At 59.5% G+C, this 12950-nt stretch carries 14 protein-coding genes and 1 tRNA gene; 6 read left to right on the top strand and 9 right to left on the bottom strand.

All coding sequences use genetic code 11. The features are described from left to right. Window positions 1-16: 16 nt before the first annotated feature. From ychF to M0814_RS26375, 8 genes are all read right to left on the bottom strand, one after another. Window positions 17-1117, bottom strand: a complete 1101-nt coding sequence (ychF, locus tag M0814_RS26410) for a redox-regulated ATPase YchF (RefSeq protein ID WP_003228166.1) — start codon at window positions 1115-1117, stop codon at window positions 17-19. A 22-nt stretch (window positions 1118-1139) separates the two neighbouring features. Then, on the bottom strand, window positions 1140-1724 hold the full coding sequence (gene pth, locus M0814_RS26405) for an aminoacyl-tRNA hydrolase (protein WP_003228164.1): 585 nt from the start codon (window positions 1722-1724) through the stop codon (window positions 1140-1142). A gap of 170 nt (window positions 1725-1894) precedes the next feature. Next, on the bottom strand, window positions 1895-2497 hold the full coding sequence (locus M0814_RS26400; RefSeq protein ID WP_003228162.1) for a 50S ribosomal protein L25/general stress protein Ctc: 603 nt from the start codon (window positions 2495-2497) through the stop codon (window positions 1895-1897). 141 nt (window positions 2498-2638) lie between these two features. Further along, window positions 2639-3580 (bottom strand): ribose-phosphate pyrophosphokinase, encoded by a 942-nt coding sequence (locus M0814_RS26395; protein WP_003171603.1) that lies wholly within the window; start codon window positions 3578-3580, stop codon window positions 2639-2641. Between the two features lie 45 nt (window positions 3581-3625). Further along, a tRNA-Gln gene (locus M0814_RS26390) sits at window positions 3626-3700 on the bottom strand. Window positions 3701-3737: 37 nt separating this feature from the next. Continuing rightward, window positions 3738-4589, bottom strand: coding sequence for a 4-(cytidine 5'-diphospho)-2-C-methyl-D-erythritol kinase (ispE, locus tag M0814_RS26385; RefSeq protein WP_103485744.1), 852 nt, complete (start codon window positions 4587-4589; stop codon window positions 3738-3740). Between the two features lie 3 nt (window positions 4590-4592). Continuing rightward, window positions 4593-5210, bottom strand: coding sequence for a lipoprotein insertase outer membrane protein LolB (lolB, locus tag M0814_RS26380; RefSeq protein ID WP_003228156.1), 618 nt, complete (start codon window positions 5208-5210; stop codon window positions 4593-4595). Window positions 5211-5213: 3 nt separating this feature from the next. Next, a complete protein-coding gene (locus tag M0814_RS26375; protein WP_103485745.1) occupies window positions 5214-6938 on the bottom strand; it encodes a tetratricopeptide repeat protein in 1725 nt (574 codons plus the stop codon). A gap of 182 nt (window positions 6939-7120) precedes the next feature. Here M0814_RS26375 and hemA point away from each other — a divergent pair, with 182 nt between their 5' ends. The 6 genes from hemA (at window position 7121) to M0814_RS26345 (ending at window position 12483) form a co-directional block, all read left to right on the top strand. Beyond that, on the top strand, window positions 7121-8407 hold the full coding sequence (gene hemA, locus M0814_RS26370; protein WP_003228154.1) for a glutamyl-tRNA reductase: 1287 nt from the start codon (window positions 7121-7123) through the stop codon (window positions 8405-8407). Then, a complete protein-coding gene (gene prfA / locus M0814_RS26365) occupies window positions 8404-9486 on the top strand; it encodes a peptide chain release factor 1 (protein ID WP_003228153.1) in 1083 nt (360 codons plus the stop codon). Before hemA ends, prfA begins: the two co-directional genes overlap by 4 nt. Beyond that, a complete protein-coding gene (gene prmC / locus M0814_RS26360) occupies window positions 9487-10317 on the top strand; it encodes a peptide chain release factor N(5)-glutamine methyltransferase (protein WP_103485746.1) in 831 nt (276 codons plus the stop codon). Further along, window positions 10311-11066 carry a molybdopterin-synthase adenylyltransferase MoeB gene (locus tag M0814_RS26355; protein ID WP_003228150.1) on the top strand — a complete coding sequence of 252 codons (756 nt, stop codon included), beginning with the start codon at window positions 10311-10313 and terminating at the stop codon, window positions 11064-11066. The genes prmC and M0814_RS26355 overlap by 7 nt, the downstream gene beginning before the upstream one ends. Next, entirely contained in the window at window positions 11059-11850 is a 792-nt protein-coding gene (murI, locus tag M0814_RS26350; protein ID WP_103485747.1) for a glutamate racemase, read from the top strand. Before M0814_RS26355 ends, murI begins: the two co-directional genes overlap by 8 nt. 114 nt (window positions 11851-11964) lie before the next feature. Then, complete coding sequence (locus M0814_RS26345) at window positions 11965-12483, top strand: acyloxyacyl hydrolase (protein ID WP_045122633.1); 519 nt, start codon at window positions 11965-11967, stop codon at window positions 12481-12483. Window positions 12484-12616: 133 nt separating this feature from the next. Here M0814_RS26345 and M0814_RS26340 read toward each other — a convergent pair whose 3' ends face one another. Further along, a complete protein-coding gene (locus tag M0814_RS26340) occupies window positions 12617-12922 on the bottom strand; it encodes a YkgJ family cysteine cluster protein (protein ID WP_007967664.1) in 306 nt (101 codons plus the stop codon). Window positions 12923-12950: the final 28 nt, after the last annotated feature.

Genomic DNA, 12950 nt, shown 5'->3' with positions numbered 1-12950 from the left:
TTCTTGGGCGTGTTGCTTACACGTTGAAGCGGAAGTGCATCACGTCGCCGTCTTTGACGATGTAGTCCTTGCCTTCCAGGCGCCATTTACCGGCTTCCTTGGTACCGGCTTCGCCTTTGTACTGGATGAAGTCGTTGTAGGCGATAACTTCGGCGCGGATGAAGCCTTTTTCGAAGTCGGTGTGGATCACGCCAGCGGCTTGTGGTGCGGTGGCACCGACGCGGACGGTCCAGGCGCGGACTTCTTCGACACCGGCGGTGAAGTAGGTCTGCAGGTGCAGCATTTCGTAGCCGGCGCGGATCACGCGGTTCAGGCCAGGCTCTTCCAGGCCCAGAGCCTCGAGGAACATGTCTTTCTCTTCGCCGTCGTCGAGCTCGGCGATTTCCGCTTCGATCTTGTTGCACACCGGAACGACCATGGCGCCTTCTTCTTCGGCGATGGCCTTGACCACGTCCAGGTGCGGGTTGTTCTCGAAACCGTCTTCAGCGACGTTGGCGATGTACATGACCGGTTTGGTGGTCAGCAGGTGGAAGCCCTTGATCACGGCCTTTTCGTCAGCGCTCATGTTCTTCATCAGGCTGCGCGCAGGCTTGCCTTCGGTGAAGTGCGCGATCAGTTGCTCCAGCAGAGCCTTCTGAACCACGGCGTCCTTGTCACCACCCTTGGCGTTGCGCGCGACTTTCTGCAGTTGCTTCTCGCAGCTGTCGAGGTCGGCGAAGATCAGTTCCAGGTCGATGATCTCGATGTCGCGCTTCGGGTCGACGCTGTTGGACACGTGGATCACGTTGTCGTCTTCGAAGCAGCGCACGACGTGAGCGATGGCGTCGGTTTCGCGAATGTTGGCCAGGAACTTGTTGCCCAGACCTTCACCTTTCGACGCGCCGGCCACCAGGCCTGCGATGTCGACGAATTCCATGGTGGTCGGCAGGATGCGCTTCGGATTGACGATCGCCGCCAGAGCCTCCAGACGTGGATCCGGCATCGGCACGATGCCGCTGTTCGGCTCGATGGTGCAGAAGGGGAAGTTCTCGGCCGCGATACCGGATTTGGTCAGGGCGTTGAACAGGGTGGACTTGCCGACGTTAGGCAGGCCGACGATGCCGCAATTGAATCCCATGGTGTTTCCCCTCGGATTAGAGTCAGGCCTTCTGGCTGTGCAGGTTTTTCATCGCGCGGTTCCATTCACCGGCGAGGATATCCGGCAGCACGCCGAGGGCAAAGTCGATGCTGGCATCGAGTTTTTCCTGTTCGGCGCGTGGCGCACGACCCAGGACGAAATTTGAAACCATACTGGCGACGCCCGGGTGGCCGATGCCAAGCCGCAGGCGGTAGAAAGTATTCTGATTGCCCAGTTGCGCGATGATGTCGCGCAACCCGTTGTGACCGCCATGACCGCCGCCCTGCTTGAGCTTGGCGACGCCCGGAGGCAGGTCGAGTTCGTCGTGCGCCACCAGGATTTCTTCAGGCTTGATGCGGAAGAAACCGGCGAGTGCCGCCACGGCCTGGCCGCTGCGGTTCATGTAGGTGGTGGGAATCAGCAGACGAACATCCTGACCCTGATGCGAGTAGCGCCCGGTCAGGCCGAAATATTTGCGATCGGCCACAAGGTTCACACCTTGCGCGGCAGCGATGCGCTCAACAAAAAGGGCCCCTGCGTTATGCCGGGTCTGTTCGTATTCAGCGCCTGGATTTCCCAGGCCAACGATCAGTTTGATGGCAGTCACGATAGGGGCCCTTCCTTGGAGTGGTGGATAACATCGCCGCAAGCAGTGAAGGCGGCGAAAGTGGACGAAAATTGCTCATTTACCATGAATGTAAACTCCGCGTTCTCGCCCGCTTTCTCGCTACGTTCCAGTCCGCGATGTTTCACTCACTCCGACGAAACAGAGTGAAATTACTCTGCTGCGCCTTCTTCGGTAGCTTCTGGAGCAACACGTGGAGCGTGGACGTTGGCTACTGCCTTGTCATCGCCGTGTGCCAGAGCAACGAACTCGACACCTTTAGGAGCTTTGAGGTCCGACAGGTGAACGATGGTGCCGATTTCAGCGTCAGCCAGGTCGACTTCGATGAACTCAGGCAGATCTTTTGGCAGGCAGGAAACTTCGATCTCGGCAACAACGTGCGAGATTTCGCCGCCTTTCTTCACTGGAGCAGCTTCGTTGATGAAGTGCACAGGAACGATAGCGGTCAGTTTCTGGCCAGCTACAACGCGTACGAAGTCAGCGTGCATCACGTGGCCTTTGGCCGGGTGACGTTGCAGAGCTTTGATCACGACGTTCTGCTTCTTGCCACCAACGTTCAGCTCGATGATGTGGCTGTAAGCCGCTTCGTTTTCGAGCAGTTTGGCAACTTCTTTGGCCAGCATGCTGATGGATTCAGGGGCTTTGTCGCCACCGTAAACTACAGCTGGAACCAGGCTTGCGAGACGACGCAGGCGGCGGCTCGCACCTTTCCCCAGGTCGGAACGCACTTCAGCATTCAGAGTAAAATCGTTCATTTTGTATCTCCAAAATAGCCATGACCGAGTGGCGTTTGCGACCAGCGCCGAACACGGTATGGGCAAAAAAGCCCCGCCCCGACAGGAATGCCGGGGCGGGGCGCTTTTCGTCAACGAGACATTTCGAGAAGGGCAGGGCCCTTAACGGAACATCGCGCTGATCGATTCTTCATTGCTGATGCGGCGAACCGCTTCGGCAACAACCGGTGCGATATCCAGTTGACGGATACGTGCACAGGCTTGTGCTGCAGCGGACAGCGGGATGGTGTTAGTCACCACCAGCTCGTCCAGCACGGAATTTTCGATATTCTCGATGGCCCGACCCGACAGCACAGGGTGTGTGCAGTAGGCAAAGACCTTGGCTGCGCCATGCTCTTTCAGGGCCTTGGCCGCGTGGCACAGAGTGCCGGCGGTATCGACCATGTCATCGACCAGAATGCAGGTACGCCCTTCGACATCACCGATGATATGCATCACTTCAGAGTGATTGGCTTTCTCACGGCGTTTGTCGATGATCCCGAGATCCACGCCCAGGGATTTGGCAACAGCCCGTGCACGCACGACGCCACCAATGTCCGGGGACACGATCATCAGGTTTTCGAAGCGCTGATCTTCAATGTCATCCACCAGAACCGGGGAGCCGTAGATGTTATCTACCGGAATATCGAAGAAACCCTGAATCTGGTCAGCATGCAGATCAACCGTGAGAACACGGTCGATGCCGACTACGGTAAGCATGTCAGCAACGACTTTCGCGCTGATAGCCACACGTGCGGAACGCGGACGGCGATCCTGACGGGCATAACCAAAATAAGGAATAACAGCAGTAATACGAGTAGCCGAGGAGCGGCGGAAGGCATCAGCCATCACTACCAGTTCCATCAGGTTATCGTTGGTCGGAGCGCAAGTCGGCTGAATAATGAAAACGTCTTTACCGCGAACGTTTTCATTGATCTCGGCAGTAATTTCGCCGTCGGAAAATTTGCCGACAGAGATGTCACCGAGAGGGATATGCAGCTGACGTACAACACGCCGAGCCAGATCGGGGTTAGCGTTCCCCGTAAAGACCATCATCTTGGACACGCGCAGTACCTAGAGGCTGAGGGTAACCTGGATGAGTATAGAAAATGGCAGGGGCGGCTGGATTCGAACCAACGCATGGCAGGATCAAAACCTGCTGCCTTACCGCTTGGCGACGCCCCTGTATCTGTTGCTTCAAGTGCCTGGCACTTGATTCCTTTTAGAGCAGACTTTGCAGCTTGCGATGCAACATCGAAACGTTGCTTCCTTTCGCTACAAACCCTGTAAGGGTCTCTGTCAGAAGGGCCGAGACTTTATCAGCTTCAGCTTTGCTTGGGAAGCCCCCAAACACACAACTTCCAGTTCCGGTGAGTTTTGCTTCGGTAAATTTACCTAACAAATCCAATGCGTTACGTACCTCTGGATAACGCCTTGCAACCACCGGCAAGCAGTCATTTCGACTGTTTCCCTCGGGAACGGGGCGCACTTTAATGGGCGGCGTGTTACGTGTCAACAAAGGATCGGAAAAAATTTCTGCCGTACTTACAGAGACTTGCGGCACGAGTACCAGATACCACGGTTCTTCGGGGTCGACCGGGGTCAGTTTCTCGCCCACGCCTTCGGCAAATGCTGCATGGCCACGGACGAAAACCGGCACGTCTGCACCGAGCGAAAGGCCCAGTGCCGCGAGGCGATCTTCATCCCAGCCCAGTTGCCACAAGTGATTGAGGCCGAGCAGGGTGGTCGCCGCGTTGGAGCTGCCGCCACCGATGCCGCCGCCCATGGGCAGCACCTTGTCGATCCAGATGTCGATGCCGAGTGTGCAGCCGGACTGTTGCTGAAGCATTTTTGCCGCGCGCACGATGAGATTGCTGTCGTGGGGCACGCCCGCGAATTCGGTGTGCAGCCGAATCACGCCGTCATCGCGTACGGCGAAGGTGATTTCGTCGCCGTAATCGACAAACTGAAACAGCGTCTGCAGTTCGTGGTAGCCGTCTGCACGGCGCCCGAGAATGTGCAGCATCAGGTTGAGCTTGGCCGGCGACGGCAGCGTCAGACGTGGAGCGGTCATGCTTTATTGCCCCAATTTACGCGGTTGCCAGGTCTTGATCACCAGCGTCACGTCCAGATCGGTGCCGTGCAGCTTGATCCGCTCGGGCAGCCAGTAACCGTTTTGCTCGGCATAGCTGAGGTATTCGACCTTCCAGCCGTCCTGTTCCAGGTTGGCCAGGCGACTGTCGTTATCGAGGGACACACGGCTTTTGCTGCTTGGCGCCGGCAGGCCACGAACCCACCAGGCCAGATTGGACACCGGCAGTTTCCAGCCGAGTTGTTCTTCAAGCAGCGCTTCCGGCGACTCGGAGTCATAGCGGCCCTGGTTGGCGACTTCCAGCGAGACCTTGCCCGGGCGCCCGGTCAGGCGCGCCGCGCCGCGACCCAGCGGGCCGGACAGGCGAATGTCGTAGTAGTCCTGGCGTTGCAGCCAGAACAGCGTGCCGCTACCGGAATCTTTCGGTGCGCGGATGCCGATCTTGCCGTCGATCTGCCAGCCGTCGAGGGCGGTCAGCTGTTGTTTGTTCGCGGCCCACTGAGCCGGACTGCCGTGGCCCTCGACCGATTCGCGAGCGCCGAAGCCCGCGCAACCGGCGAGCAGGGCGATGAAGCTGAAAACAATAACGTGGCGCAAAAACATGAGTTAAAGAGTCTCGGATCCGGTCAGGCGCTTGATGGTGCTGCGCAGAATGGTGCTGTCGGGCTGATCTTTGAGGTACTTGCCCCAGATCTGCTTCGCCTCGCGCTGATTGCCCTTGACCCACAGGACTTCGCCCAGGTGCGCGGCGACTTCGTGGTCAGGGAAACGCTCGAGGGCCTGACGCAGATATTTCTCGGCGTCGTCCAGATTGCCCAGGCGGAAATTCACCCAGCCGAGGCTGTCGAGTACCGCCGGGTCTTCCGGATTGATCTGGTGCGCCTGTTCGATCAGCGCCTTGGCTTCAGCGTAACGGGTGGTGCGATCGGACAGGGTGTAGCCCAGCGCATTGAGCGCCATGGCGTTGTCCGGATCGCGCTTGATGATCAGGCGCAGGTCTTTTTCCATCTGCGCCAGGTCATTGCGTTTTTCCGCGAGCATGGCGCGGGTGTAGAGCAGATTCAGGTCGTCCGGGTATTGCAGCAAGGCTTGCTGCAATACTTTCCAGGCCTTGTCGTCCTGTTTGTTGGCCGACAGGGTTTCGGATTCGATCAGATACAACTGGATCGCGTAATCCGGCTGGGCGTCACGCTCGGCGGCCAGTTTGCTCTGGGCTTCGGCGGTCTTGCCGTTGTTCATCAGGATATCGGCCTGACGCAGTTGCGCCGGCAGATAGTCGTTGCCCGGGCCGACTTGGGCGTACTCGATCAGCGCGCCCTGCGGATCGTTGCGCTCTTCAGCGATGCGACCGAGGTTCAGGTGCGCCGAGTCGACGTGACTTTCGCGGGCGATCAGGTCTTCCAGATAACTCTTGGCCTCGTCCCAGGCCTTGGCTTCCAGGCAGACCAGCGCCAGCGAGTAACGCAGTTCGTCGTCTTCCGGGTATTGCTGAACGAGCGTGGAGAACTCGACCTTGGCGTCGTCCATCCGGTCCTGTTCAACCAATGTACGTGCGTAGGTCAGGCGCAGACGCTTGTCGTCCGGGTACTTCTTGATGCTTTTGCGCAGCAGCGGCAGTGCCTCGTCGCCACGATTCATGGTTTGCAGCAGGCGGGCGCGCAGCAGGATCGGGGCGATTTCGCCGTCTTCCGGCGGATGGTCTTCAAGCAGGCGCAGCGCCGCTTTATTGTCGCCGTCCTGCTGCAGCAGCAGGGCCTTGCCGAAAATCAGCTGATTGTTGTTCGGATGACGCTGCAGCAGGCGGTCGAAACTCTTCATCAGGCCGTTGCGGGTTTCCTGATCGGTATCGGCCGCGGACAGCGCGAGAAAATCGAAATGGGTGTCGCCCTTGCCCTGCAGGACTTTTTCCATGTAGACCATGGAGTCGTCATAACGCCCGGCGCGGGCCAGTTGCACGGCGGCGGCGCGTTGCGCTTCCAGATCGTCCGGGGCGTTTCTCGCCCAGATCAACGCGGTATCCAGCGCAGGCTGGTCGGCACCGAGGTATTCGGCGATGCGGAACGCGCGCTCGGAAACCCCCGGATCCTGGGTGTTGATGGCCTGGGTCACGTAGTTGTCCAGGGCAATGTCGAAACGATTGCGCTGGCCGGCGAGTTCGGCGGTCAACAGGCTGTATACGGTTTCCTCGCTGAACGAGCTGTAAACCTTGGGCTTTTCAGGCGTGGGCGTGGTGTCTTCAACCGGCGGGGTACCGTCCGGCGAAACGGGGGCCAAGGCCTGGCAGCCGCTGAGGAAGACAAAAGCTAGGAGCAACGCGGAAGATCTATTCATATAGGAAGAGGACGACTAACCTGCGGTCGGATCATCATGACACAAGCCTTCGGCCAAACATAACCGAGTCTCAGTTGTGAGCATTATAGGCACCAACCATTGGGACAATAGTCAGCGGTAGTTGTTCTGAATCTGACGAAGTAGGACAATTGCCGGCTTCACGTCACTATCAGCGACCTTGAATGGCCTTCCTCGCACTCGGTATTAACCACAAGACTGCTTCAGTAGACGTCCGCGAGCGCGTGGCCTTTACCCCTGAGCAACTGGTTGAGGCCTTGCAGCAGCTCTGCAGAATGACCGACAGCCGCGAAGCCGCGATCCTCTCCACCTGCAATCGCAGTGAGCTTTATATAGAACAGGATCAGGTTTCAGCTGATCTGGTCCTGCGCTGGCTGGCCGATTATCACCATTTAAGCCTCGATGAGCTGCGCGCGAGTGCTTATGTGCATGAAGATGATGCGGCAGTTCGTCACATGATGCGCGTCGCCTCCGGGCTCGACTCGCTGGTGCTGGGCGAACCGCAGATTCTCGGCCAGATGAAATCGGCCTACGCCGTGGCCCGCGAGGCCGGGACCATCGGCCCGCTGCTGGGGCGGCTGTTTCAAGCGACGTTCAATGCCGCCAAGCAAGTGCGCACCGACACTGCCATCGGCGAAAACCCGGTGTCCGTGGCGTTTGCCGCCGTCAGCCTGGCCAAACAGATTTTCAGCGACCTGCAGCGCAGCCAGGCCCTGCTGATCGGTGCCGGCGAGACCATCACCCTGGTCGCCCGCCATCTGCATGAGTTGGGGGTCAAGCGCATCGTGGTCGCCAACCGCACGCTGGAGCGCGCCAGCCTGCTGGCCGAGCAGTTCGGCGCTCATGCGGTGCTGCTCTCGGACATTCCGGCGGAGCTGGTGCGCAGCGATATCGTGATCAGTTCGACCGCCAGCCAGTTGCCGATCCTCGGCAAGGGCGCGGTGGAAAGTGCGCTGAAGCAGCGCAAGCACAAGCCGATCTTCATGGTCGACATCGCCGTACCCCGTGACATCGAGCCGGAAGTCGGCGAACTCGACGACGTTTACCTGTATAGCGTTGACGATCTGCACGAAGTGGTCGCCGAAAACCTCAAGAGTCGTCAGGGCGCAGCCCAGGCCGCGGAAGAGATGGTCTCGGTCGGCGCCGACGATTTCATGGTGCGCCTGCGCGAGCTGGCCGCGGTCGATGTGCTCAAGGCCTATCGGCAACAGAGCGAGCGCCTGCGCGACGAGGAGCTGCAAAAAGCCTTACGTCTGCTGGCCAACGGCGGCAACGCCGAAGATGTGCTCGGGCAACTGGCTCGCGGCCTGACCAATAAACTGCTGCATGCTCCAAGCGTGCAACTGAAAAAGCTTTCTGCCGAAGGCCGCCTCGATGCGCTGGCCATGGCCCAGGAACTCTTTGCCCTTGAGGGCTCACCGGATAGTTTTTCGGATAAAAAACCGCAATGAAAGCGTCACTGCTCAACAAGCTGGACATCCTCCAGGACCGATTCGAGGAACTGACTGCGCTGCTTGGCGACGCTGAAGTCATTTCCGATCAGGCCAGATTTCGCGCTTATTCCAAGGAATACGCCGAAGTCGAGCCGGTCGTCGCCGCTTATAAAAAGCTGCTCGGCGTACAAAATGATCTGGAGAGTGCCCAGGCACTGCTCAAGGACAGCGACCCGGACATGCGTGAAATGGCCGTGGAAGAAGTCCGCGAAGCCAAAGAGCTGTTGATCACCCTGGAATCCGATCTGCAACGCATGCTGCTGCCCAAGGACCCGAACGACGGTCGCAACGTGTTTCTCGAAATCCGCGCCGGCACCGGTGGCGACGAGGCGGCGATCTTCTCCGGCGACCTGTTCCGCATGTACTCGCGTTACGCCGAGCGACGTGGCTGGCGCGTGGAAATCCTCTCGGAAAACGAGGGCGAACACGGCGGCTATAAAGAAGTCATTGCCCGGGTCGAAGGCGACAATGTCTACGGCAAGCTGAAGTTCGAGTCTGGCGCGCACCGTGTGCAGCGCGTGCCGGCCACCGAATCCCAGGGCCGCATCCACACTTCGGCCTGTACCGTGGCGGTATTGCCGGAGCCGGACGAGCAGGAAGCGATCGAGATCAACCCGGCGGATCTGCGCGTCGACACCTACCGTTCCTCCGGGGCCGGTGGTCAGCACGTGAACAAGACCGACTCGGCGATCCGCATTACCCACTTGCCGACCGGCATCGTGGTCGAATGCCAGGAAGAACGTTCCCAGCACAAGAACCGTGCCCGGGCGATGGCCTGGTTGTCGGCCAAGCTCAACGACCAGCAGACTGCCGCAGCGGCCAACGCGATTGCCAGCGAACGTAAATTGCTCGTGGGTTCCGGCGACCGCTCCGAGCGCATTCGCACGTACAACTTTGCCCAGGGCCGGGTCACCGACCATCGCGTCAACCTGACCCTGTACTCCCTTGATGAAATCCTCGCCGGTGGCGTTGAAGCGGTGATCGAGCCTTTGCTGGCCGAATACCAGGCCGACCAACTTGCAGCGATAGGTGAATAAATGACCATCATTGCCAGTCTGTTGCGCGCCGCCGAACTGCCGGACTCGCCCACCGCGCGTCTGGATGCCGAACTGCTCCTGGCAGCGGCACTGGGCAAACCGCGCAGTTTCCTGCACACCTGGCCCGAGCGCATCGTGCCCAGTGAGGCGGTGCTGATTTTTACCGAGTACCTGCAACGGCGTCGTGGCGGTGAGCCGGTGGCCTACATTCTTGGTCAGCAGGGGTTCTGGAAGCTCGATCTGGAAGTCGCTCCGCACACACTGATCCCGCGTCCGGATACCGAATTGCTGGTCGAGGCCGCGCTGGAACTGCTGGCGGCAACGCCGGCGAACGTTCTCGATCTGGGCACCGGCAGCGGCGCGATTGCCTTGGCCCTCGCCAGTGAGCGCCCGGCGTGGAAGGTCACGGCGGTGGATCGTGTACTGGAAGCCGTGGCCCTTGCCGAACGCAATCGCCAGCGCTTGAACCTGAACAACGCCACGGTGCTGAGCAGTCACTGGTTCAGCGCCCTCGAAGGCCAGCGTTTCAATCTGATCATCAGCAACCCGCCGTACATCGCCGCCGCCGACCCGCATCTGGTCGATGGCGATGTGCGCTTCGAACCGGCCAGTGCGCTGGTGGCGGGTGTCGACGGGCTCGACGATCTGCGCCTGATCGTGGCCCAGGCCCCGGAGCATCTCGAAGCCGGCGGCTGGCTGATGCTCGAACACGGCTATGATCAAGCCGAAGCCGTGCGTGATCTGTTGCTGACCCGCGGTTTCGAAGAAGTTCACAGCCGCACCGATCTGGGCGGCCATCAACGGATCAGCCTGGGGCGCCTACCGTGCTGAATGATCAGGAATTGCTGCGCTACAGCCGGCAGATTCTGCTGCAACACATCGATATCGATGGGCAACTGAAGCTTAAAGACAGTCGTGTATTGATCGTCGGCCTCGGCGGGCTCGGTGCGCCGGTCGCGCTGTACCTGGCGGCGGCCGGTGTCGGTGAGTTGCATCTGGCGGATTTCGACACGGTCGACCTGACCAACCTGCAACGCCAGATCATTCATGACACCGACAGCGTCGGCATGAGCAAGGTCGACTCGGCGCTCAAGCGCCTGAGCGCGATCAATCCGGAGATTCAACTGGTGGCCCTTCGTCAGGCGCTGGATGAGGATTCCCTGGCCGCCGCCGTGGCCGCGGTGGATCTGGTGCTCGACTGTTCCGACAATTTCTCCACCCGCGAAGCGGTCAACGCCGCGTGCGTGGCGGCGCGCAAACCCTTGGTCAGCGGCGCGGCGATCCGTCTGGAAGGGCAGTTGTCGGTGTTCGACCCGCGCCGCCCGGAAAGTCCGTGCTACCACTGCCTGTACGGACACGGCAGCGAAGCCGAACTGACCTGCAGCGAGGCCGGTGTAGTCGGGCCGCTGGTGGGGCTGGTTGGCAGTCTGCAGGCGCTTGAAGCCTTGAAAGTGCTGGTCGGTTTTGGCGAACCACTGGTAGGTCGTTTGCTGTTGATCGATGCCCTGGGTTCGCGCTTCCGTGAACTGCGGGTCAAGCGCGATCCGGGGTGCAGCGTCTGTGGTTCGCAGCATGCGTGAGGCACCGATCGCGGTGTTCGATTCCGGTGTCGGCGGCTTGTCGGTACTGGCCGAGATCCAGCGTTTGCTGCCCCATGAATCACTGCTGTATTTCGCCGATTGCGGGCACATCCCCTACGGTGAGAAAACCCCGGAGTTCATCCGCCAGCGCTGCAATGTGATGGCCGGCTTTTTCCGCGAGCAGGGCGCCAAGGCCCTGGTGATCGCCTGTAACACGGCGACCGTGGCCGCTGTTGCCGATCTGCGCCGGGATTTCCCCCAGTGGCCGATTGTCGGCATGGAACCCGCGGTCAAACCTGCTGCCGCCGCCACCCGCAGCGGTGTGGTCGGCGTGCTCGCCACCACCGGCACCTTGCAGAGTGCCAAGTTCGCCGCGTTGCTCGATCGCTTTGCCACAGACGTTCGCGTCGTCACCCAGCCGTGTCCCGGTCTGGTGGAACTGATTGAAAGCGGTGATCTGCACAGCGCCGAGTTGCGCAACCTGCTTCAGCATTACGTCGAGCCGCTGCTGGCCAACGGTTGCGACACGATCATTCTCGGCTGCACCCACTATCCGTTTCTCAAACCGCTGCTCAAGTCGATGATCCCGGACCACATCAGTCTGATCGACACCGGTGCCGCCGTCGCCCGTCAATTGCAGCGACTGCTGGCCGAGCGTGAACTGCTCGCCGAAGGCCCGAACCAACCGGTCAGATTCTGGACCAGCGCCGATCCCGAGTCCTTTCGCAAAACCTTGCCCCTGCTGGGCCAAGTTGCCGGTGACGTTGAAAAATTCACCTTGTAAAAAAAGTGTGAAATATCTAAAAAGTCAGCTGAACTTCTGCTCAAGCGCCGATTTCTATACCGCTGGGTTTACTAGAAAACCAAAACGATCGTTCCGGAAAAGGAAGTTTTCAACGTGAAGCGACTATTCTGCTTGGCCGCGATTGCGGCTGCACTGATGGGGCAAAGTTTTACTGCACAAGCGGCAAACGTTGAGTTTGCAGTGGGGGCAACCAGCGATTCGACGATGACTTATCGCTTGGGCATGAATTTCGATTGGGACAAGAGCTGGCTGCAAAGCGACGTCGGTCGCCTGACCGGTTACTGGAGCGGCGCTTACACTTACTGGGAAGGTGACAAGACTTCCAGCAACAACAGCCTGTCGTTCTCGCCGGTATTTGTTTACGAGTTTGCCGGTCAGTCGGTCAAACCGTATGTCGAGGCCGGTATTGGTGTCGCGGCCTTTTCCAACACCAAATATGAAAGCAACAACATCGGTCAGTCCTTCCAGTTCGAAGACCGTATTGGTTTCGGCCTGCGTTTCAACGGCGGACATGAAGTGGGGATCCGTGCGACGCATTACTCCAACGCCGGTCTGAACAGCAACAACGACGGTGTAGAAAGTTACGCGCTGCATTACTCGATGCCGTTGTAACTGCAGCTTGCACAAATCTTTGTGGGAGCGGGCTTGCTCGCGAATGCGGTGTGTCAGTCGACAACACTATTGACTGACACACCGCATTCGCGAGCAAGCCCGCTCCCACATTGGTTTTGAGCTGCTGTTGAAATCAGCGGTAGGCAGTGGCAATGCCTTTGCGTTCTTCAATGCATTCCGGCGCGCCCATCTCGAACTCGCGACAGATCAGCGGACGTTTCTCGTAGATCGTGCACATCATGCTGTCGCGATCCAGCGCCGCGCACCAGCCGTCGTCCAGACGCAGCATCACCTCACCACCCCATTCATCGGTATCGATAAAGCGTTCGGGCACGCCAGTGTCGGTGATCAGCATCACTTCAAGCTGGCAACAGCACGCCGCACAGGTCGAACACGTGACCGCTGGCTCGGTGATTTGCTGGTGGGGAATGGTTTTCATGGCGCCAGTGTAAGCCAGTCGCCTGTGG

This window comes from Pseudomonas sp. MWU12-2020, from assembly GCF_023100605.1.
GTDB lineage: Bacteria > Pseudomonadota > Gammaproteobacteria > Pseudomonadales > Pseudomonadaceae > Aquipseudomonas > Aquipseudomonas fluorescens_H.
Note: the sequence above shows the minus strand (reverse complement) of the source record. Positions and strands in the feature narration are given on the sequence as shown.